Below are 22482 nucleotides of genomic sequence, written 5' to 3'. Positions count from 1 at the left end.
CCAATGGCGATATTTTATAATTTTAGGGAGCCATTTTAATACGGCTCTCCAAAAGCAGTAAGGATTAAATTTCTTGGTGACGCATGAAGCCTAAATTCACATAAATACACTCCTTGCCACATACCTAGCCCTAATTTTCCATTCGAAATGGGAATTTGCAAGTGTGAATCAAAAAAACTGGCTTTTATATGAGCCGGCATATCATCTGGTCCCTCATAGGTATGAATAAACCGTGGGTAGTCCTCCGGAATCAATTCATCCACAAAGGTTTTGAAATCAGTTCTTACAGTGGGGTCCGCATTTTCATTGATTGTGAGAGCAGCAGATGTATGCTGAATGAAGATTTGGAGAAACCCGACTTTTATCTTCTTGATTTCCGGAAATTCGCCTTCGATTATATCGGTGATTAAGTGATATCCCGCAGGATAAGGCGACAATCGTATTTTTTGCTGAAAAAACTTGGTCATTCCCAAATGTAAATTCTCCAAACTAAATAAAAAAAGGAGGTCTAACCCTCCTCTAGCTTAATTTTGTTTATTGAAATATAACTTGGGGCCCTCACAAGCATCCCAGGTACCCGTCAATTGTCCTTTGCTGTTAATGAAATAATCCTCCGTACTGGTGGCACAGCTATGAATCAATAAGCTGTTTTTCGAGGTATACATGAATTTATAACGTTTCAGACCATCGGAAAAGCTTTCCTCATAGGTACCCTTCAATTCATATTCTCCTACTTTTTTGGAAAAACTACCATCAGGCAATAGAGAATAAACGTAGGCTGAATCTTGAATATTGGTATATTCTAAATCTCCTGAAACCTCCACTTGATAACCCGCCAAAGCCCATTTTTGAGTCTCATCCCGAGGCTCGGGCATATCATTAAAATCACAGGAAAAGGCAATAAGTACAAGGAATGCAAAAATAAGGGACTGTTTCATTGGTTTAATCTTTTGAGTAAGCGCATTCGATTTTACTCAAGTTCTTTGCCAAGATTATTCCAACCCTTGATTCACATTATTATTTCTTGCTTTTTTTCGCCTCCGGATTGTATTTTAAGGCCATTTCCACCCAAAAATCCCAATCTGCATCAAGGTCAAATCCCTCAGGATCAACAAAAACAAACCCTTTCATTGGCCTACCAGTAAATTCCATACTTCGACAACCTGTCCTTTTCATACACATTTCCTGTGCAGATTCACCCACTCTAACCATGAGCTGGTCTTTTCCAGTATTCTTATCTTTATTGAGGCCCATGCACATCTTTTCATTCACCATGAACACCAATCCTCCCATCATCCTCTTCGCCTCAAAATTAAGTCCTCTGCCTTGTAGGCTTTGAATCATTCTTTCCGCAAGAAATTCATCGTAAGCCATGGTCCTTAAATTTTGGAAATAAAGTTTTCAAGTACCCCAATCTCATCTATACCTATCCTAACCCGATCACCTTCTTCCAAGGTAAATTCATCAGGAACGATCCCGGTTCCAGTCATTAGAAAACATCCTATTGGGAATGTATTGGCTCTAAAAAGCCATTCAGCTAATTCTTGAGGCTTTCGCTTCAATTGAGATAGTGCCGTTTCTCCCGTAAATGCCAACTGACCCTCACGAAATATTTCCAACCTGATTTTTACATCTTCAGCTAAGATCTCATCTTGAACTAAAATGCAAGGACCAATGGCAGCACATCCTTGATATACCTTAGCTTGAGGCAAATACAATGGATTTTCTCCTTCTATACTTCGACTGCTCATGTCGTTACCAACGGTAAATCCTTGAATTCTACCTGCCGGCGAAATCAATAGCGTAAGTTCAGGCTCAGGCACGTCCCATGTTGAGTCTTTCCTAATATTTAGTTTCCCCCCAGGAGGTGAAACCCTACTTGCTGTAGCTTTGAAAAAAAGCTCCGGTCTATCAGCTGCATAAACTTTATCATAAAAATCTGCTCCCCCAGCATCTTGGCTTTCTTCCATTCTGGCAGTTCTACTTCGAAAATAAGTAACACCAGCAGCCCAGATTTCCTGATCCCCCATTGGAGATAATAAACCTACATCCAGCAGTTTTTGGGCTTCTTCCTCTTTTAATTCACGCCAACCTTTGGATTCAAAATTTAAATATTCCTTCAAATTTTCTCTTCCCAATAGTTCATTCCAATGAAGACTAGGGCCCAAAAAATAGGTAGCATCCTTTTCAAGAAGTGTTCCCGAAGGAAGTTTGTAGATTTTCATAGGTTTAAGGGTTTGTTGAACAAGAAATTTAATGAAAAGAATTGGGAAGCTTATCGAATGATCAGCTGAATTTGACAATAAAGGATTGCAAAAACCCATTTCCCCATTACCTTTGCAACAAGATCATAAGGGGTGCCTAAATAATTCGGGCTGAGATCATACCCATAAGACCTGATCCGGGTAATGCCGGCGAAGGGAAGTGAGCAGCATAACATAGTACCAAATCGAATTCGCAAACAGGCGCCGTTGCGCTTTCAATTTTGTACAAGTTGTGCATTCGGGTAAACAATCAAGGAAGACTTCCCCTAAGTTTTCTCATGTTTCACCTCAATATCCCGCAAGGGAAAAACACATGAAAAAATTAATGCTAAATCTGGCTTTTTGTCTATTGGCAGTTTCTGCTTGGGCACAGGAAAGTCTAAAAGGAAAAATCTTGGACGCAAGTTCCGGAGAACCATTAATCGGTGCTTCTGTATGGGCCGAAACTCAAGGTAGAGGAAGCGTAACGGATGAAAACGGAAATTTCTCGATCACCAAGCTGAAGGCAGGGGAGATCCAACTTCGGGTTTCTTATGTAGGGTTTGAAAGCTTAAAACAAAGTTTGACGTTACCTTACTCAGGTGATTTGATTTTAAAACTCCAACCTACAGAGCTACTGACAGAGGAGTTTATTGTCTCTGCTACAAGAGCTTCAGCTACTACACCGACTACTTTTCAGACCATCGACAAAGCAGAACTCTCCAAAAGAAACTTAGGGCAAGACATCCCTATTCTCCTCAATTTTACTCCTTCCGTGGTGACTCATTCAGATGCAGGAGCAGGAATTGGATATACTGGATTGCGGATCCGGGGATCTGACCAAAGCAGAATCAACGTTACCGTAAATGGTATTCCCATGAATGATGCGGAGTCTCATGGGGTGTTTTGGGTAAATATGCCTGATTTCGCTTCTTCGGTAGACAATCTTCAAATTCAACGAGGTGTAGGTACCTCTACCAATGGAGCGGCTACCTTTGGAGCAAGTTTGAATTTTCAGACAGATACACGTCAAGATGATCCGTATGCCGAGATTTCCAATTCTGTTGGATCATTCAACTCTTGGAGACATACTGTAAAGGCAGGAACGGGTCTTTTGAACAATCGTTTTGCGGTAGATGCTCGACTTTCCAAAATAACTTCTGATGGCTATGTAGATCGTGCATTTTCCGATTTAAAATCCTTTTTTGTTTCAGCTGGATATTATGGAGAAAACCATGTCCTGAAATTGAATGTGTTCTCTGGAAAAGAACAAACCTATCAATCCTGGTGGGGCCTACCGGAATCAAAATTAGAGGATGATAGAACCTGGAATTATTACACCTATGATAATGAAACTGATAATTACCAACAGGATCATTACCAATTAATTTATACTGGTAAAATTGGTTCCAATTGGAAAACCAATGCAGCACTTCACTATACCTATGGACGTGGATACTATGAACAATACCGTGAAGATGATGATTTTGCAAGCTATGGCTTACCTGATGTCGTGATTGGAGAAGAGATCATTTCCAGTACCGATATTATTAGAAGAAGATGGTTGGATAACGATTTCTTCGGAGGAATTGCCTCCATCAATTATATCTCAGATAATGGAAAATGGGACGTGATTCTTGGTGGGGGAGCCAATCGATACGATGGAGATCACTTTGGAGAAATTATTTGGGCAAGAATAGCAGGAGCTACACAAATACGAGATCAATATTATTTCAACAATGCAGTCAAAGATGATCGAAATATCTACTTAAAAGGGACCTATGAACTTAGCCCTGGTTTGAACCTATTTGGAGACTTGCAAGTGCGCAATATTGATTACACATTTTATGGAGTCAATGATGACCAACGGATTGTGGATGGTCAACAAAGCTATACCTTCTTCAACCCTAAGTTTGGTTTTAGCTACGAACAAAGCTCAGGGGAAGTGTGGTATGCCAGCTATGCTGTCGCCAATAGAGAGCCAAAAAGATCTGATTTTACTGATAATCCTATTACAGAAATTCCAAAACCAGAACGCCTCAATAACATTGAAGCAGGTGTAAGAGCACAAAAAGGAAGGTTTAGCTACAATGCCAACTTCTATTATATGGACTACAAAGACCAATTGATTTTAACAGGTCAGATCAATGATGTCGGAGCCTATATTCGAGAAAATGTAGCTGATTCTTACCGTGCAGGAATAGAGCTTTCAGGTGCTATTCAAGTAGCAAAGGCTTGGGTCTTGGGAGGAAATGTTACCTTCAGTCAAAACAAAATCAAAAATTTTACGGAGTACATAGACGATTACAGCGAGTCCGAATTCCAGCAGATTTCGAATACCTATGAGAATACTGACATCGCATTTTCTCCTAACACCATTGCTTCTGCTACAATAGAATACAAACCTATTGATCATTTATCCATCAACTGGATGTCTAAATATGTAGGAAAGCAATACCTGGACAATACTAGTAATGATGCCAGATCTCTTGACTCATTCTTTACAAATGATTTTAGAATTAGCTACCAAGTTCAGCCTAGGTTCTTCAAAAGTTTAGAAGTAAATCTTTTGGTCAATAATATTTTCAATGAAATGTATGAGCCGAATGGCTATACGTTTAGCTATTACATTCCTGGAGATTCTGGAAGAGAATTGGTTACAGAAAACTATTATTACCCGATGGCTGGAACCAATTTTATGCTGGGATTGAATTTGAAGTTTTAAGTAAAAAGTCAAAGCACTGAATTTCTCCAAAAATTTTGGGAAAATCAGTGCTTTTTTTCCATCACGAAGATGTACAGGTCAAATCTCCAATCCCCTCTTTATTCTTTCTAAAGCAGCAACTGCATCCTTTTCTTTTGCAAAATCAAGTGCTAAAAACTTGGTTCCATTAGCAATTAAAACACACTTGTAGATTGTGATATCTTGTACTAACGTAGGACTAATTCCGTTTGGAGTATTTTTACTTCTATAACTATGTATTACCAGTTCTGCTCTCTCAATTGGTAGTAGTTCTTGCCATGTTCCTAATTTAATCCAAAAGATGCTTTGATATTCTTTATACCTTCTTTTGTCAAAATCAAGGAGGGTTCCGGAATAAATTGAAACCATGATCAGCCCTATTATCAATGCTCCGCCTCCCACCAATCCTATTTTTTGTGGTTCTGTACTTACCACAATAAAAAATGGAACAATTAATACAAGAGCTCCTGCCGCGATTAAAATGAGGCCCAATAAACGGGGCCCCATGATTCCAGCCGTTTCATTTTTGTGATTGAATTGGGACAATTCGATTTTGGGGTTAGGCACCTAAATGTTTTTAGGAAGAATGGAATGGTAAAATTTTTTACGATCACCTACGGGAAATAGACTTAGTCCGGAAACACACTTTTATCCATTCCTGGTACGATGCGAAGGGCATTTTTGTAATACAGTTTCTTTAACACTTCATCAGAAAGTCCTAAGCCATACATTGCCCAAAAGGCATGATATTTTTTGTAGTAGGGGAAATACTCATCGTCCGTTTCCAGTACTCTGAAATAAGTATAATACTCTTCCTTGTTGTAGGCATCTTTTCCAAAAAGTACTCTATCCTGATATTTCTCAAAAAACTCATGGGCTCTTTTAGGCTGTCTTCCAAATTCTGCAATGACAGCACCTATTCCGAAATTCACATTGGGAAATTTATCCAAATGTGCGGAAGCTGCATCTAAATCATTCGCCATCCAACCCATATGAGCATTGATAAAGGTCGTTTCAGGATGCTTTTCAAAAACATGGTGCTGCTCTGCAATGATTTGTTCAAAAGGAGCCGGATTATCATCCCCTCTTTTCCGGTTGGGATGTGTCTTCAATTCCAACCAACGTTCATTATTGGCGTCCATTTCCTGCCAAAATTGAGCTGGATCCGCTGAGTGGATAATCACAGGAATTCCTAATTCACCCGCTTTTGCCCAAACAGGGTCTAAATCAGGATGGTCTACTGGAACCCGATTCCCATTGATGTCTTTTACATTCAAACCGAGACTTTTATAAATTTTTAATCCACTGGCACCAGCTTGAACATCCTCTTCCAGTTCTTTAACTGCAATTCTTGTCCAGTTTTCATCTCCAAAACCGGCAAAATTCAAATTGGTAAATACCATAAATCTCCCAGGTGCATAGGTATTAAATTCTTGGATCATGGATTTGATATATTCCTGCTGGGAATTACTGTCCCCTCGTCCAAAACCTCGCCCACTCAGATTGACCAAAACACCCATATTGAGTTCATCCATCTCGGAAACCAGTTGATCTATTTTCTGCTCATTGATTCCCCCTTGATGACTATGAATATCTACAAAAGGGTATTTGGCTCTTTGAACTGGATGCTCAGGCACCTTGAGGGTGGATGGCGGATTGTACTCTTCAAAACTCATTTCTTGAGCTTTGGAAACGGTGGAAAATCCTATAAAAATTGCGGCTGCATACCATCTAAAATTGAGAAGTATAGATTTTTTCATAAAGGAAGAAGGGTGTAAGTAAACTATTTGGCTGAAAATTAATTAATCACAAAACAATAACTTGTGAAACGAATGCTTTTAAATTTTGGTTGGAACTTTCTTGAAAAAACACAAAATAAACAAAAAGTCCCAAGCTGAATAACTTGGGACTTAATGATTGTATTGCAATAGAATTACCTTCCAGTTCCTCTTTGAATGGTTTGTCCAAAAAATATTGCATTCAGGTACAACTTATTGGTTCCAAACCAAAAAGCCCTAAAATTCATATTATCAGCAAACCCAACAATTCTTCCTCCACCTAAAGAAGATATACGTATCACTCCACCATTTTTTAATCCTTCTAAGTTTGACGGGTGGATATACCCAGAGGCCAAAGGATTGTCCGTGTAAACTAGTGGATTTGCATAAGGATTCTCCGAAGGTTCCATGAATTGATTATCATTTCGGAATGTATGAATATCCGCATCTGTATACCCATAACCTATTGGATGCGTAATGTCCAGTTTCGCATTAAAAATAGCGCCACCTGTTACCTTTGCTCCAGTAGCATTATCATAATCTGCATAGCTTTTTTGTAGTCCTTGTTCAGTCTCTGGCAATTCTTTAAAAGAAAAAGATCCTACTTCATTTTGAGCAAGGAAACGGACAGCTCCTCCTTTGGCAACCAACGTTCCTCCCTTGGACACCCATTCTTTTAAAACTGCTGCACCAGACTTACCTAAGCCATTATATCGCCCATCAGGCATTAATACAACATTATACTTATCCAAGGTATTCCCACCAATGGCATCCATAGGGAGTAAAGTTATCGCCATTCCCATTCGTTGGTCCAATAAATGCCATATCTCTCCAGCTTCGTAACTATTAACTCCACCCTCAACCAACAAAGCGATTTCCGGTTTGTCTAACGGCTCAGTAAAAGTGGAACCCATATTAATTCCAGAGGTATATCCCGTATTGATCGCGAAGATATCCACATTGGAAGATGCTGCGATTTCATTTAATTTATGATACATGGCATTTTCATCCAATCCAGAATCTCCTTTACCTATTAAAATGGTACCTCTTCCAAAAGTCTTACCATCAGGAGTACTGAATTCCGCGTGGGCCACCCGCACCAAAAATCCTGCATTCATTAGTTTGTTTGCTGCCTTTGGGGCATAGTACCCTGTCCATTCCATAGCATACTGATAAGCACCTGGGGCTCCAATTACCTTTCCTGGAGCCAGAACCAAATTACTTTTATCCACCTTTTCAACATTTGCCAAATTCAAAATTCGACTATTTAAGGCCTGATAATCCAGGTTGAAAGCCATAGGATAAGTCCAAGCAGAAATGTCATAGAAAAGGCTGTCCTGAAAAGAGGTTCTGGTTTCAAACATGGCCTTAATTAGACGGTATTGTGGTTGATTGGCCGGAACTATATAAGAATTCTCTTTCTTAAATTCCTGCCCATTCAAAGTCACATCTTCTTTGAGACTGTACACTTCGATATCATGCTGGAGAATTAAATCCGCTAAGTGATAGCTTCGAGCTAGATCTTCTTTGCTCCCAAAAATGTAGGCTTTGTTAACATCCGCATCACTTTCGGTTTTGATCTCAGAATAAAAATCCTTCATCCATTGATTCAGCTCCTCACGCATTTCTTTAGCAGCCTGATAGGAGGATAGATTAGCTGTAAACTGGTTTCTAATGGTAAATGGAAAGCTCAACATTCCATAGTCAGTTTTTTGTAAGTGTCCTCTGGAACTTGCCTGCTCAAATAAAATACCGATGGAGCCTTGCACATCTGGGTAAGTAGAGCCCTTTCCATAATAGAAATCATCGTAGTTCTCTTGGTTATAGTACAAGGAACCTATTTGATCCAAGGCTTTGGCATGGTACTCACCGATCTTTTTGGTTAACTCAAAATTCTTTTGTGGAGTAAGAGGGTGCATTCTTGCAGGAACTCCCGGCTGGAAAAAGAATGTACTATTGCTTCCCATTTCATGGAAATCCAAATGGATGTTAGGAAGCCAATCCTGAAACACCCTCACGCGATTCCTGGATTCAGGATGCTGAACTGGCAACCAATCTCTATTTAAGTCAAACCAGTAATGATTGGTTCTTCCTCTTGGCCAAGCTTCATTATACTCTCTTCCGTTCGGATCTCCATTTAGGTTGTAAGATTTATGAGAATTGACCCATGAGGCAAATCTGTTTAGTCCATCTGGATTGATTGCCGGATCTAAAAGTAAAATGATGTTATCCAATTCAGGTCCCACTTCATTGGCAGCTGCAAAATGGTAGATAGCCAATAGGGAAGAATTTGCACCACTTGGTTCATTTCCGTGGACTGAATATCCCATAAACATGACTATTGGCATGGAGTTAATATCCACAGAAGCCGCTGGATCTCTAAGTTTGGCTCTTTCTGCCTTGATTTGATCAATTTTACCATGATTGGCAGGAGAAGTGATGGTCAGTAAAACCTGAGGCCTTTTTTCATAAGTTCTTCCGGTTTCTTCGATCGTCACTCGATCAGAGGCTTCTGCTACTGCCTTCATATACATTACTAACTGGTCATGGCTCACATGCCATTCACCCACCTCATAACCCAGCACCTCTTTCGGTGTAGGAATATTGGAATCATAGGTAAAACCTTTCGGCAAATAATAGCTCAAGTCCACTTGAGCATAGCTAAAAAGGGCAAAAACGGTCAATAAAAACGACAAAACAGCCTTTTTCATGTGATTAAATTGATTTAAATGAGCCACATGGAATCTCGCAGATTGGGTATTCAAACCATTGTCCAACAAGGTTTATGCTCGATTTCATATAGATAGATGGATTAAAACTTTCGACTAAATTCCTACTTTCATTCTTTAAAAAAAACTAAATTGGTTTAATGGTTAAAATAATTGAAGAAGCCCTATGGATTTGATAGTACCATCAAATGGTCTATCCTTCTGGCAACTCGGAAGTTTATTATTTCTAGTCGGCTATTTCGGATTTACATGATATGTCCTCACCAATCTGATTCGATCTGATTTCCGAGGCCATCCTATGAAATTGATTTGGGCACTGGTGATTTTAATGGTCCCTACCCTTGGTACATTTCTTTACATCAGGATGAATCAAATGACCAAAAAGGATTTTAGAAGGTTTGAGCCTAATTTTTCAAAACACAGAAATTAATACATGACATTTCACTTTATTCAAAACATGGGAGGAGGACTGATCTTCTTCTTTATGATTTTTGGCCTGATTTACACCATATTATGGATTTATTGTTTGGTTGACATCATTCGATCAGAGTACAAGGATGCGAACATGAAACTGATATGGTTAATCATTATCTTATTTGCCCAGGTTATTGGGCCTATCATTTATCTTATCTTGGGAAAAAGCACGAAAACAAGTTAAAAATATGTTTGGAATAGGAATTATTGGCCTTGCCATCTATGCATACACCATCTATGATGTGGTCATCAGTAACTTTCATAATTCAACTGACAGGCTCATTTGGCTACTGATCGTAGTTTTGGTCCCTTTTCTAGGAACCATCCTATGGTTTTTGATCGGAAGAGGAAAAAGAATTTAAAGATTCCTAGCGGTGGAAAATATCCTTTAATGCTGGAATGAGCATTGGAAACTCATATTCAAAACCGGATTTTTGAATTTTTGAAGAAGAAACCCGATTGCCACCCAAAACCATCACAGCCATCTCTCCTAAGATTAGGCGGAGTAAAAATGCAGGGACCCCAATTCCAATAAAGGGTTTTCCTTTTGCTCTTGCTGCTTCTTGGGTTAATCTAAAATTCGTAGCCGGGTTGGGTGAAACCGCATTAAACACACCTTGTAAGGTGGTTTTTTCTAGCGCGAAAACAAACATTTTTGCTAAATCCTCAATGTGAATCCAACTCATCCATTGGTCTCCATTTCCTAAAGGAGCTGCCACAGGCGGTTTCAACATTTCTCCTAAAGCCCCTCCGTGCTCATCCAAAACAATCCCAATTCTTAAGATCACGGTTCTCAAATGAAGGCTTTCTATTTTTTTTACTTCTGCCTCCCAAGCTTTGACCACATTAGCTAAAAAATCATTTCCTTCTGGAGATGATTCCTCCATCAAATCTGTATAGGTGTTGAACCCATAAACCCCAACAGCTGAGGCTGAGATCAATGTATCTGGTTGGTTGGTTGCAGCTGCTACTGCTTTATAAATAAGTTGAGTGGATTTAGTCCTGGACTCCAGAATCAATTTTTTCCGTTCCTCCGTCCATCTTTTATCTGCGACGCCAGCACCTGCTAAATGGATAATGGCATCCGCCCACTCCATTGCTTCAGGATCGATGCTTTCTTTTTCAATATCCCAAATAAAAGATTTTTGAGATTGTTTACTTCTGCTGAGCCAAGCCACAGATTTCCCCTGTGCTTCCAACAAAGCAGTGATTCTTTGTCCAATTAGACCTGAACCTCCGGTGATAAGGATATTTTGCATAGGGCGATTTATTCGAAGTTAACCCGAAATTCGGGAAATTGTTAATTTCAAAATCTGACATTACTGTCCGACTGTTTATTCCATTTCATTTTCTATGCCTAATTTGGGCCAAACTTTAAAAAAAGGAATTGAACTTCACATCACTGGTTACTTATTTATTTCGTTGGACAGGATTTGGTTTATTGATAGGGCTACTCGCAGGAACAGCTTCTGCCTTCTTTTTAGTAGCCTTAGAATGGGCTGGTCAAACCCGTGAAAGTAACCTTTGGATCATTGCCTTGTTACCACTGGGAGGTTTTCTCATTGGGTGGACCTATTATAAGTATGCCGAGTCTTCTGTAAGAGGAAATAATCTTTTACTGGAGGAACTTTACCAAACCCATCAACCCATTCCTTTACGAATGACTCCCTTGGTACTTTTTGGGACGATCGCTACCCATCTATTTGGGGGTTCAGCAGGCCGAGAAGGCACTGCAGTGCAAATGGGGGGCTCTTTAGCGGACCAATTGACCAAATGGTTTCATTTGGCAAAAGAGGATAGAAGGATCGTTTTAATTGCCGGAGTGTCAGCAGGTTTTGCCTCTGTTTTTGGAACTCCATTGGCTGGAGCAATCTTCGCTTTGGAGTGGATGCTCAATAGAAAATTTAGATGGAAGTCAGTTTTTCCTGCTTTCTGGACAGGACTTGTAGCAAATTTTGTATGCGCAGATTTGTGGGGGGTAGGCCATACTCATTACATGATTCCAGAGGTACCTTCATTTTCAATAATCAATTTTCTTTGGATCATTCCTGCAGGAATTGCCTTTGGATTTTCAGGAAGGTTATTTGCCCAAACCACGCATTTTTTTTCTCATGTATTTTCAAAATGGGTTTCTTATCCTCCTTTTCGTCCGCTCATTGGCGGACTTTTAATTGCCCTAATTGTATGGATATCGGACACTACTACCTATATCGGCTTGGGTGTACCAAGGATTGTTGAAGCTTTTGAAACACCCTTACCATGGTACGATTGGTTGGTAAAAACAGGAATGACAGGTTTCACTCTAGGTGCAGGGTTTAAAGGAGGCGAAGTTACTCCCTTGTTCTTCACCGGAGCAACTTTAGGAAATGCCTTATCTACCTGGATCCCTTTACCTTTGGCATTATTAGCAGGAATGGGCTTTGTAGGTGTTTTCTCCGGAGCTACCAACACGCCTATGGCTTGTACTGTAATGGGAATGGAATTATTCGGAGTAGAGTCTGGGCTTTATTTGGCAGTGGCCTGTCTTATTGCTTATCTGTTTAGTGGCCGATCCAGTATCTATTCTGCCCAAAATTTGGAAGGCAAAATTCTCATCTTTCCCTCAAAAAGCCTTTTTTCATCGAGTCGATGGTTTAAAAAGTAAAACACTAAAGTCTATCTTTAGGTAATAGAATCAAGCCTGAATGAAACTGAATTTTAAATTTTTTTCCAATCCCGTTCGCAATTTGTATTTCACACGAAAGCTGAAATCAATTGTAGAAGGTGTAGTTCGTTACGGTAGCTTTATCAGCTTCGGCATTTTATTGTATCATTTGGGATATGAACCCTCTTCAGGTTCCTATGCAATCACCTCCTTTATATTTACGCTTTGTTTGATCTTGATAGGGATAGGATATATCTTAAAAATCCTACTCAATGAACCCTCCATTTTAGTCGGCAGGGTATTATTGGAGCTACTGCTTTCCCTATTCTTAATCGGGTTTTCCTTATTGAGGTGGGATGCATTTGGAATGGAGTTTTCTGAAGGAATTCTAAACTACTCACGTCAGTATTTCCTGGTAAATATCCTCGTTGCCATTCTGTTTTTTATAGAAATCAGCAAGTTTAGTCTAAGCATCAATCGATTAAAAGCCAGCCCAACCCTGGTTTTTATTTTGAGTTTCTTCATCTTGATCTGTATTGGAGCCATCTTATTAAGCCTTCCTCATGCCACTCAAAATGGCATTTCCTTGATTGACGCCCTATTTACCTCCACTTCTGCGGTATGTGTGACAGGTCTGATCGTACTAGACACCGCAAAGGATTTCACATTTTTTGGTCAGACCATCATCATGATCCTTTTTCAAATAGGAGGATTGGGAATGATGACCTTTACCAGTTTTTTTGGTTTCTTTTTTAAGGGTAGCTTCTCCATAGAAAACCAGCTATTCATCAGGGATTACATTAATGAAAACAACGTAGGAGAGATTTATTCCACTCTATTGAAAATCATCTTTTTTACGGTTTTGACGGAGGTAATAGCAGCTTTCCTAATTTACCATTTCACAGCAGACACCTTGTTTAGCTCAAAGGGTGAACAACTATTTTTTGCCGCTTTCCATGCTATTTCAGCATTCTGTAATGCAGGTTTTTCCACTTTGAGCAATGGACTTTATGAATCAGGGTTTAGAGAGGCCTATTCCATGCATTTGGTCTTGGCTTTAGCCATCATTTTAGGAGGCATCGGCTTTCCCGTATTTATCAACTATTACAACTATTTAAAACACGTAGTAGTCGGAGGAACCAAAAAACTCTTGGGAATAGAATCCTATAGACACGTTCCTAGGGTTTCAAATGTCAGCACCAAGCTTTCTTTGTATACCACAGGAGTTCTATTGGTTGTTGGCTTTATCACCTTCTGGGTATTTGAAAGTGAAAGTACCCTTGAAGGGTTGAGTCCTTATGGAAAATTCGCAACAGCAGTTTTTGGAGCAGTTACCCCAAGAACGGCTGGGTTCAATACCGTAGATATGACCTTGCTCACCGTGCCTACTATCTTGATTTATTTGATCCTGATGTGGATAGGTGCTTCACCGGGTTCAACTGGAGGAGGACTTAAAACAAGCACATTTGCTGTCGCTCTATTAAATACGCTTAGCATTGCTACTGGTAAAAAGCGTGTGGAAGTTTTTATGAGGCAAATTTCTTATGAAACCATCCAAAAAGCTTTTGCTGTAATTGCCTTATCCTTTTTAGTAATTGGTTTAGGAATTTTCTTAGTTATGCTTTTTGACCCTCATCTGCCCTTGATCGATGTCGCTTTTGAAGTATTTAGTGCCTTTTCAACCGTAGGGTTGAGTTTGGGAATTACTTCCCAGCTAGGGACAGCCAGTAAATTGGTGATCATGATTTGTATGTTTATGGGTAGGGTAGGCACGTTGACAGTATTGATTGCTATTGTCAGAAAAGCAGGCCAGCATCGCTATAAATATCCAGAGGAAAATGTTTTTATTACGTAAATCTTTTATGCATTGAAACCAAGCATAAAACCATACACCATAAATGGAACTTTAATACTTAAAAGATTCCAAGTGGCCTTTAAAAATCAAATTATAAACACATGAAATACATCATTGTTGGAATGGGAAACTTTGGCGGGTATCTCGCCATGAGACTTACCGATTTAGGCCATGAGGTAATCGGAGTAGATAATAGCGAAAACCGCATTGACCTGATCAGTAACAAAATCACCCATGCGGTGACGATGAACGCTACAGACGCACAAGCAGTGAAAAACTTACCCCTCAAAGACTGTGATGTGGTCATTATTGCCATTGGAGAAGATGTCGGTGCTTCCATCATGTCTACTGCTATTTTTAAACAGCTTCAGGTAAAACGGATCATCGCTAGAGCCATTAATGATTTACATGAGACCGTCATTCGAAGTATTGGAGTTGATGAAATTATCCATCCAGAAGAAGAAACTGCTGATCGATTATCAAAAAGGTTGGAATTGAAAGGAGTGATGGACTCATTGGAGATTTCGGATGAATACAACATTATAGAAGTAAAATTGCCGAAGCGCTATTTCGGAATGAAAGTATCCGAGGCCGACATTCGAAAGGAGTTCTTTTTAAACATTTTGACAGTCATCAAATTAGAAGATAAAACCAACTTGCTAGGTCTTAAAACTCAGGAAAAAAGAGTAATAGGGGTCATCACCCCAGAGTATTTGCTGGAAGAAGGAGATATACTTTTACTATTCGGAAAGATTAAAAACATCCAGGAGTTCCTGAATCTGGAAGATTAGCGTAGGCTGATCCCACAATTTCCACAGAAATTATCTGCAGGTTTCAAATCGTCTTTGCCGCAATTTGGACAAGTAACCAACTTGGGTCTATCAGCTTTCTTCCGCTGAGAAGCCATTTCCGTACTTACGATACCCGTAGGTACAGCAATGATCGCATATCCTAGAAGCATAATAATAGAGGAGACAAACTGGCCTAAAGGAGTAGCAGGAGTGATGTCCCCAAAACCTACCGTAGTCAAGGTAACGATCGCCCAGTACATTCCAACGGGGATGCTCGTAAATCCATGTTCCGGACCTTCAATGATGAACATCAGGGTTCCCATGATCAATACAATAGTCACTACAAACCCTATAAAAATCATTATTTTATGTGAACTGGCACGAAGGGACCTTTGTAAATATTCAGCCTCGGAAACATACCTCCCTAATTTTAGAATTCTGATGACCCGCAACAACCGTAAGGCTCTTACCACCGCCAGAAGCTGGGAATTCACAACAAAAAAGCTCAAATAAGAAGGTAAAATGGCAAGCAAGTCTACCAAGCCATAAAAGCTAAAAATATAGCCTCTGGGTTTTCTGGATAACCAAACCCGGAGTACATATTCTACTGTAAATAAAATCGTAAATACCCATTCTAACCACCAAAACAAGTCTCCATAGGCAGCACGAAGACTTGCCACCGAGTCTAGAATGGAAATAAGAATACTTCCAAAAATCAAAAAAAGCAATACAATGTCGAACGTCTTAGATGCCCAATCATCCGACTCAAAAACTATATGCGCAAGCCGCTTTTTAGTGATTTTCATAAATGAATTTAGGAAAAAATATCAGCCTTCACCATTCAATCTAAATAGTATACACGTTTTACTCTGGTGCTGATGTTGGTTAATAACTCATAAGGAATGGTTCCTATTTGGCTTGCGAGTTCTTTCAAAGAAATCTGCTCTCCGTAGATAATTGCTTCATCTCCTGGTTTGACATCCAAATCGCTCACATCTACCATGCACATATCCATACAAACGTTTCCTACTACCGGAGCTTTTTTCCCCTGAATCAAGACATATCCTTTTCCATTTGAAAATCTTCTGTCATAGCCATCTGCATAACCTATTCCGAGGGTAGCTATTTTCCCTCCCTGAGGTAAAGCTCCTTTCCTAGAATAACCAACTGTTTCTCCTGGATTCAAGGTTTTCACCTGAGAAATAGTAGTTTTTAAGGTACTAATGGACCGAAGCGAATTTCCATATTTACCGGTTACCTCTACTCCATACAAGCCTATTCCAAGTCTGACCATATCAAATTGATATTCTGGAAATGCTGCTATACCCGCAGAGTTAAGAGCGTGAAATAGGGTATTAGGAGGTAAAATTTGCTCCAATTCTGATTTCATTCGCTGGAAACTATGGATTTGTTCTAATGAAAAATCACGATGGAGCTCTTCGTCAGCACCCACCAAATGGGTATACACAGATGCTATTGTTAGATGTTTTGATTTCGAAATCAGCTCTTTTAATTCTTCCAGATGTTTCTCCTCAAAACCCAGTCGGTGCATTCCGGTATCCAAATCCAGGTGGATTGATAAGGATCGTTCATTAACCTCACAATATTGGTTGACCTTTTTGAAAAATTCAGGACTAAAAACCACTGGTTCCAAAGCATACTCATGACACAAATCAATGGACTCCTCTAGGGGGTTCAGAACCATAATCGGTAAAGAAATTCCATGCTTTCTTAACGCAACCCCTTCATCGGTAAAAGCCACAGCCAAATAATCTGCGCCCATGGTTTGTAAATGATTGGCAATTTCTACTGCTCCACCCCCATAGGCAAAAGCTTTTACCATGACCATCATTTTGGTTTCAGGTTTAACCAGCCTTTTATAGAAATTAAAATTATGTGTAAGAGCATTGAGGTTGATCTCTAAAGTTGTCCCATGAATTCGCTGCTGGAGTCTATTGACAACTCTTTCAAAACCAAAGGGGCGTGCTCCTGTGACCAGAATCAAATCATTGGTGAATTGTTCAGGGTCTAGGGCATCAAGCAAATCTTCTGTTCTTGGATACATCTCAAACTTTCCCTGAAAATGATTCCCGATTCGTGCAATGTCTTCACCCACCCCGATAATTTTATCTAAGGGATAATTCACGATCAAATCTGAGACCATGGAATAAACCCGGTCTGGTTCTCCCTGTTGCAATAAATCAGAAAGGATTAAGACCTTTCTGTTTTTGGGACGCTGCTGCTGCATAAAATCCAGCGCTACTTTCAAGCCGGCCAAATCGTTATTATAGGTATCATCAATTATTATAGATTCATGCACTCCTGGCTTCAAAGTCAAGCGCATATCGATCGATTTCAAATGATGCAATCCTTCTTGGATAGATTCTGAAGATTGACCCAATGTTAAGGCCGCTACTAAAACATGGGTAATATTCTCAATAGAGGCTGGATCTCTAAAAGGAACGTGAAAAGTATAGGTGCTTAAATCAGATTTTAATAGGAATATTTTAGTTTGATGATCACTGATTTTAACAGATCTGGTAAAATCTGAACCGGGCTCATCTGACCAAGCTATCAATTTATCTTCTGGGAATGTATTGGCAATCTGGAAAGCCAAGAAGGAATGGTCTTTACAGTAAATCAACAGTTTTGAATGCTCAAAAAGGCTAAGTTTCTCCGAAATTTTTTGCTCTTGATTTTCAAACCCTTCTTGGTGAGCAGTCCCAATATTGGTAAAGATCCCTAAACTCGGTTGAATCATTTTTTCCAAAGCTGCCATTTCTCCGGATTTTGAAATTCCTGCTTCAAGAATTGCCACTTGGTGATCCTTTTCGATTCCAAAAATGGAAAGGGGAACTCCAACCTGAGAATTATAACTTTTAGGGCTTTTGGCTACATGAAATTTTTGGCTTAGGACCTGACCTAACCATTCTTTGACAATGGTTTTGCCATTGCTTCCCGTGATGGAAACTATTGGCTTTTGGAACTGGTTTCGTTGAAATTCAGCAAGCGCCTGTAAAGCTGCTCTGGTATCTTCTACTGCTACATAAGAGGCTGTGTCTTCCTTGGGCTTATAATTTTTTGGAACCAGAAAACATCGAACGCCCAACTCAAAAAGTTGGGGGATAAATACTGTTCCATCCGCTTTTGCGCCTTTCAAGGCAACAAACAAGCTACGACTGGGATGTATAATCTGACGGGAATCAATCGCTAATTGAGAAATCAAATTGCTTTCCAAATTTCCTAAAAGTTCTCCTTTAGTAATTTCAGCAACTTGCTTGATGGTCATTTCCTGCAGCATATTACTCTAGCGTTTCATTCTCCTTTTTTTTAAAAAACACCTGTTTAATCCATCTAGGCAAGAATAGTGCCCCAAGAATCAAGTAAGGGTAATAAGAAAGTAGCCTCCACACGATACTCGTCACAAAGGTGTAGATAGTCAAGAATTGCGTGAAGAATTGCGCAAAGAAAAACTCAGCTGTACCACTGCTACCAGGAGTAGGGGAAATCATCATTACAATCCACATGATGACCTGTCTTGCAAATACGATGATATGATCATTGAGACTCAAAGGCACAAAGGCAGAGATTAGCGCATTCAACATTAAATACCTGGAAGTCCAAATAAAGATCGTAGCTGCTACAATAGGGAGCCAATATTTGAAGTTTTTTCCCGCCAATTCTTTAGATGCTTCAATGATTTGATTCCCATATTCACTTGCATCATGCTTCCATTTCCGGAGCCATTTGATAGAAAAAAGTTTGATCAACACCCATTTGAAAACTCTAGGTCTATAAAATAATGCCGCTGCCATGATTAAGCTATAGGTAGCATAGAGGGCATAACTAATCCAGAAAATTGCCTCCATACTACTTTGCATCTGGGTTTCCAGAACCTTGCTTTCTGGAAATATATTTCCCTTTGCAAAAAACAAGATTACTGGAGCTCCTATGACAAAAAATAAGTTATCCAAAATCGCTGTCACCATGACATAGGCAATCGCTCTTCCTAACTTGATTCCTTCTTTGTTCAATATGAAGATGGCCACTGCGGTACCTCCAACGACAGAAGGGGTTACTGCAGAAGCAAATTCCCATAAAATGATCACATAAATAGACCTTGTCCAGGTAAGTTCTCTATTGGTGATTTCCCGAATCCGATAGATGTATCCAGCATCCCTAAAAAGAATGACTACGACAGCCAAGAAAATCCAAGTCAAGGATGCATCAAAAACGACACTTAAGGTTTCGGCATTGATAGAGGGATCAAAATAAAACATCGCAAAAACGATCCCCAAACCTATGATAATAGGCACCCAAACCTTATTTGGGTTTAATGTTTGAAAGATTTTTTTGTTGTCCAATTTCATACTTAGCCCGCAGCGATTGGCTCAGTCTTTTCCACCCAAAAATTATTAAAGCCTTCACCAATGATAATGGTGACTTTCGAAAGCTGAAGTAATTCTAGAATAGCCAGAAAGGTATAAATCACAAAAATTTTGTCTGGTTTATAGGTGATAAATTCTGAAAATGGTACTTGTTTTTTAAAACTAATTCTTTCCAATACGAAGTCTTTTTGCTGCTCTATGGTATAAGGGTACTGGATGACCGTATGTTTTGTTTCATCCCTTCTTGCTGCCAATTTGGCCATACTCCGCTGAAACACTTTGAGCAGTTTGTATAAATCCACGTGCTGCATTTCAGCATCAACGTCCTCTACCTTACTTAATTCCTGCAGCTCAAAAAGCAAATTTCCTCTCTTTTCCTTGGTTAATCTAGTCTCTTCTAAACTAGCTAAATCCTGTATTACAGATTTGTACTTTTTATACTCCAAAAGGTTTCTGATCAATTCTTCGCGAGGGTCTATTTCTTCACCTTGCTCATTTAATTCAGGTCTTGGAAGCAAAAGTTTGGATTTAATTCGCATTAAAGTTGCTGCAAAGAGAATAAAATCACTTGCTACTTCTATCTCCATTTTTTCCAGATGATGTAGGTAGTCTAAGAAATCATTGGTTATCTTGGAGATAGGAATATCATATATATCCAACTCGTCCCGCTCAATGAAGAATAACATCAAATCGAACGGGCCCTCGAAAAGCGGTAATTTGATTTCGAAACTCAAGGGATATTTAAATTATTGGTTAATTTTGCAACCTTGTAGCCAAAGATATTCAATTAAGCGTAAATTAATTGGACTTAGGCCAAAGAATGAAAAAAGGTAGGCAAAAAGAAATCCTAACTGATTTTAGAACAAATACTTAAAAGGAGAGTTATTTCTTTTTGACACCAGAAATTAGATCATGTTGATTCAACCAGGAGAATTATTAGCGCAAATCAACAGCCCTGCTGACCTGAAGAAGTTTCCTAAGGAAAAACTCGTTCAGATATGCGATGAATTGCGTCAATTTATAGTAGACAACGTTTCCGTGTACGGGGGACATTTTGGTGCAAGTTTAGGTGTAGTAGAGCTGACCGTGGCTCTTCATTACGTTTTAAATACTCCTGAAGATCAATTGGTTTGGGATGTAGGCCATCAAGCCTATGGGCATAAAATCCTAACTGGCCGTAGAGATCAATTTCATACCAATCGCGTGTACGGAGGTATCTCCGGATTCCCTAAAAGAAAAGAGAGCGAATACGACACATTTGGTGTAGGACATTCCAGCACTTCCATTTCTGCTGCTTTGGGAATGGCTGTAGGCTCCAAATACAAAGGAGTTCACAAGCAACATGTCGCTGTCATTGGCGATGGATCTATGACTGGAGGAATGGCATTTGAAGCTATGAACCATGCAGGAGTCAGTGATTCCAATGTCCTGATCATTTTGAATGATAACTGCATGTCCATTGATCCTAATGTCGGAGCACTCAAGGACTACCTCACAGATATTACTACTTCTCATACTTACAATAAAGTAAAAGATGAAGTATGGAAGCTCTTGGGAAAATTCAGCAAATTCGGTTCAAGTGCTCAAGAAGTAATCTCAAAAGTAGAAGGAGCCATCAAATCTGCAGTACTTCACCAAAGTAACTTATTTGAATCCTTGAATTTGAGATACTTTGGTCCAGTAGATGGGCATGATGTAAATCATTTGGCGGAAATACTCAAGGATTTGAAAGATATTCCTGGTCCTAAAATTTTGCACTGTGTCACAGTCAAAGGAAAAGGGTATGCGCCTGCCGAAAATGGAAACAAAACGACTTGGCATGCGCCAGGTACTTTCGATAAAGTAACAGGAGAAATTTTCAAGAAAACTCCTTCAGTTCCCCAAGCTCCAAAGTATCAAGATGTTTTTGGAAACACCTTAGTGGAATTAGCAGAAATGGATGATAGAATCATGGGTGTAACACCAGCCATGCCATCGGGATCATCCATGAATATCATGATGAAAGCCATGCCTGACCGAGCATTTGATGTGGGTATTGCGGAGCAGCATGCCGTTACATTTTCGGCTGGTCTTGCGACACAAGGGTTAGTACCATTTTGTAATATCTATTCCACGTTCATGCAGCGTGCTTATGATCAAGTGGTTCATGATGTATGTCTTCAAAATCTTCCAGTAGTTCTCTGTCTGGATCGAGCTGGTTTTGCTGGAGCCGATGGCCCTACTCACCACGGTGCCTATGACATTGCCTATTTCAGATGCATTCCAAATCTTGTGGTCTCTGCACCAATGAATGAGGAAGAGCTCCGAAATATGATGTATTCGGGTTCTTTGCATAACGGTCCATATTCCATCCGATACCCTAGAGGTAAAGGAGTAATGCCGGAATGGAAAACTCCATTAAGGCAAATTCCTGCAGGTCAGGGACGAATCATTAAAGAAGGAGAGGAAGTAGCCATTTTAACTTTGGGCCACATTGGAAACTACGCTGTTGAAGCCTGTGAAACTCTACAAAAAGAAGGTCTAAATCCTGCGCACTATGACATGCGATTTGTGAAACCTTTAGATGGAGAATTACTCCATGAGGTGTTTGGCAAATTCAAGAAGGTCATCACCGTAGAAGATGGTTGTCTCATGGGTGGTTTCGGATCGGCAGTGCTTGAATGGATGATGGACCATGGCTATCATTCACAAATAAAACGTTTGGGGATTCCAGATGAGGTCATCGAACATGGTGAGCAAATTGAATTGCAGAAAGAGTGTGGTTTTGATCCTGATGGAATTGCAGATGCTGTGAGAAGTATGACAGAAGTGGTCAAATCTCTCTAAAAATCACAAAC

Annotated in this window: 20 protein-coding genes and 1 riboswitch; of the genes, 8 read left to right on the top strand and 12 right to left on the bottom strand. The window is 39.6% G+C overall.

Going from position 1 to position 22482, the window contains the following annotated elements; translation table 11 throughout:
* Positions 1–35 precede the first annotated feature (35 nt).
* The 4 genes from BUR11_RS15815 to BUR11_RS15800 all read right to left on the bottom strand — a co-directional run bounded on the left by BUR11_RS15815 (position 36) and on the right by BUR11_RS15800 (position 2225).
* Complete coding sequence (locus BUR11_RS15815; RefSeq protein ID WP_074225937.1) at positions 36–467, bottom strand: secondary thiamine-phosphate synthase enzyme YjbQ; 432 nt, start codon at positions 465–467, stop codon at positions 36–38.
* 57 nt (positions 468–524) lie between these two features.
* The gene (locus BUR11_RS15810) at positions 525–938 is read right to left on the bottom strand and encodes a hypothetical protein (protein ID WP_074225936.1); all 414 of its coding nucleotides are present in this window, start codon (positions 936–938) and stop codon (positions 525–527) included.
* Between the two features lie 79 nt (positions 939–1017).
* Entirely contained in the window at positions 1018–1374 is a 357-nt protein-coding gene (locus BUR11_RS15805) for a TfoX/Sxy family protein (RefSeq protein WP_074225935.1), read from the bottom strand.
* A gap of 5 nt (positions 1375–1379) precedes the next feature.
* Positions 1380–2225: a fumarylacetoacetate hydrolase family protein gene (locus BUR11_RS15800; RefSeq protein WP_074226168.1), complete on the bottom strand. Its 846-nt coding sequence runs from the start codon at positions 2223–2225 to the stop codon at positions 1380–1382.
* Between the two features lie 118 nt (positions 2226–2343).
* Positions 2344–2440, top strand: a riboswitch (TPP riboswitch).
* 137 nt (positions 2441–2577) lie between these two features.
* Between BUR11_RS15800 and BUR11_RS15795 the strand changes: the two genes are divergently transcribed.
* A complete protein-coding gene (locus BUR11_RS15795; protein ID WP_074225934.1) occupies positions 2578–4968 on the top strand; it encodes a TonB-dependent receptor in 2391 nt (796 codons plus the stop codon).
* 78 nt (positions 4969–5046) lie between these two features.
* Here BUR11_RS15795 and BUR11_RS15790 read toward each other — a convergent pair whose 3' ends face one another.
* From BUR11_RS15790 to BUR11_RS15780, 3 genes are all read right to left on the bottom strand, one after another.
* On the bottom strand, positions 5047–5493 hold the full coding sequence (locus tag BUR11_RS15790) for a hypothetical protein (RefSeq protein ID WP_159439234.1): 447 nt from the start codon (positions 5491–5493) through the stop codon (positions 5047–5049).
* A gap of 122 nt (positions 5494–5615) precedes the next feature.
* Positions 5616–6746, bottom strand: a complete 1131-nt coding sequence (locus tag BUR11_RS15785; protein ID WP_074225932.1) for an amidohydrolase family protein — start codon at positions 6744–6746, stop codon at positions 5616–5618.
* 173 nt (positions 6747–6919) lie between these two features.
* Positions 6920–9475, bottom strand: a complete 2556-nt coding sequence (locus BUR11_RS15780; protein ID WP_074226167.1) for a M14 family zinc carboxypeptidase — start codon at positions 9473–9475, stop codon at positions 6920–6922.
* Positions 9476–9761: 286 nt separating this feature from the next.
* Here BUR11_RS15780 and BUR11_RS21440 point away from each other — a divergent pair, with 286 nt between their 5' ends.
* The 3 genes from BUR11_RS21440 to BUR11_RS15765 are packed head-to-tail and all read left to right on the top strand — an operon-like array spanning position 9762 to position 10329.
* Positions 9762–9923 carry a PLDc N-terminal domain-containing protein gene (locus tag BUR11_RS21440; RefSeq protein WP_407640232.1) on the top strand — a complete coding sequence of 54 codons (162 nt, stop codon included), beginning with the start codon at positions 9762–9764 and terminating at the stop codon, positions 9921–9923.
* 3 nt (positions 9924–9926) lie between these two features.
* Positions 9927–10151: a PLDc N-terminal domain-containing protein gene (locus BUR11_RS15770; protein WP_074225931.1), complete on the top strand. Its 225-nt coding sequence runs from the start codon at positions 9927–9929 to the stop codon at positions 10149–10151.
* 4 nt (positions 10152–10155) lie between these two features.
* Positions 10156–10329, top strand: coding sequence for a PLDc N-terminal domain-containing protein (locus tag BUR11_RS15765; protein ID WP_074225930.1), 174 nt, complete (start codon positions 10156–10158; stop codon positions 10327–10329).
* Positions 10330–10335: 6 nt separating this feature from the next.
* On the opposite strand, the gene BUR11_RS15760 is transcribed toward BUR11_RS15765, so the two are convergent.
* Entirely contained in the window at positions 10336–11226 is an 891-nt protein-coding gene (locus BUR11_RS15760; RefSeq protein ID WP_074225929.1) for a TIGR01777 family oxidoreductase, read from the bottom strand.
* 128 nt (positions 11227–11354) lie between these two features.
* On the opposite strand from BUR11_RS15760, the gene BUR11_RS15755 reads away from it, so the two are divergent.
* The 3 genes from BUR11_RS15755 to BUR11_RS15745 all read left to right on the top strand — a co-directional run bounded on the left by BUR11_RS15755 (position 11355) and on the right by BUR11_RS15745 (position 15257).
* On the top strand, positions 11355–12611 hold the full coding sequence (locus BUR11_RS15755; RefSeq protein WP_074225928.1) for a voltage-gated chloride channel family protein: 1257 nt from the start codon (positions 11355–11357) through the stop codon (positions 12609–12611).
* Positions 12612–12651: 40 nt separating this feature from the next.
* Positions 12652–14466 carry a TrkH family potassium uptake protein gene (locus BUR11_RS15750; RefSeq protein ID WP_074225927.1) on the top strand — a complete coding sequence of 605 codons (1815 nt, stop codon included), beginning with the start codon at positions 12652–12654 and terminating at the stop codon, positions 14464–14466.
* A 101-nt stretch (positions 14467–14567) separates the two neighbouring features.
* Positions 14568–15257: a potassium channel family protein gene (locus BUR11_RS15745; protein ID WP_074225926.1), complete on the top strand. Its 690-nt coding sequence runs from the start codon at positions 14568–14570 to the stop codon at positions 15255–15257.
* Here the strand turns inward: BUR11_RS15745 and BUR11_RS15740 are convergent.
* The 4 genes from BUR11_RS15740 to BUR11_RS15725 are packed head-to-tail and all read right to left on the bottom strand — an operon-like array spanning position 15254 to position 20379.
* Positions 15254–16063, bottom strand: a complete 810-nt coding sequence (locus tag BUR11_RS15740; protein ID WP_074225925.1) for an ion transporter — start codon at positions 16061–16063, stop codon at positions 15254–15256. The genes BUR11_RS15745 and BUR11_RS15740 overlap by 4 nt on opposite strands.
* Before the next feature lie 35 nt (positions 16064–16098).
* Positions 16099–18546, bottom strand: coding sequence for a bifunctional UDP-N-acetylmuramoyl-tripeptide:D-alanyl-D-alanine ligase/alanine racemase (locus tag BUR11_RS15735; RefSeq protein WP_317045284.1), 2448 nt, complete (start codon positions 18544–18546; stop codon positions 16099–16101).
* Between the two features lie 13 nt (positions 18547–18559).
* Positions 18560–19627 (bottom strand): lysylphosphatidylglycerol synthase transmembrane domain-containing protein, encoded by a 1068-nt coding sequence (locus BUR11_RS15730; protein ID WP_074225923.1) that lies wholly within the window; start codon positions 19625–19627, stop codon positions 18560–18562.
* 2 nt (positions 19628–19629) lie between these two features.
* On the bottom strand, positions 19630–20379 hold the full coding sequence (locus tag BUR11_RS15725) for a segregation and condensation protein A (protein ID WP_074225922.1): 750 nt from the start codon (positions 20377–20379) through the stop codon (positions 19630–19632).
* Between the two features lie 178 nt (positions 20380–20557).
* Between BUR11_RS15725 and dxs the strand changes: the two genes are divergently transcribed.
* Complete coding sequence (gene dxs, locus BUR11_RS15720; protein WP_074225921.1) at positions 20558–22471, top strand: 1-deoxy-D-xylulose-5-phosphate synthase; 1914 nt, start codon at positions 20558–20560, stop codon at positions 22469–22471.
* Positions 22472–22482 lie beyond the last annotated feature (11 nt).

The sequence above is a fragment of the Algoriphagus halophilus genome (assembly GCF_900129785.1).
GTDB lineage: Bacteria > Bacteroidota > Bacteroidia > Cytophagales > Cyclobacteriaceae > Algoriphagus > Algoriphagus halophilus.
Note: the sequence above shows the minus strand (reverse complement) of the source record. Positions and strands in the feature narration are given on the sequence as shown.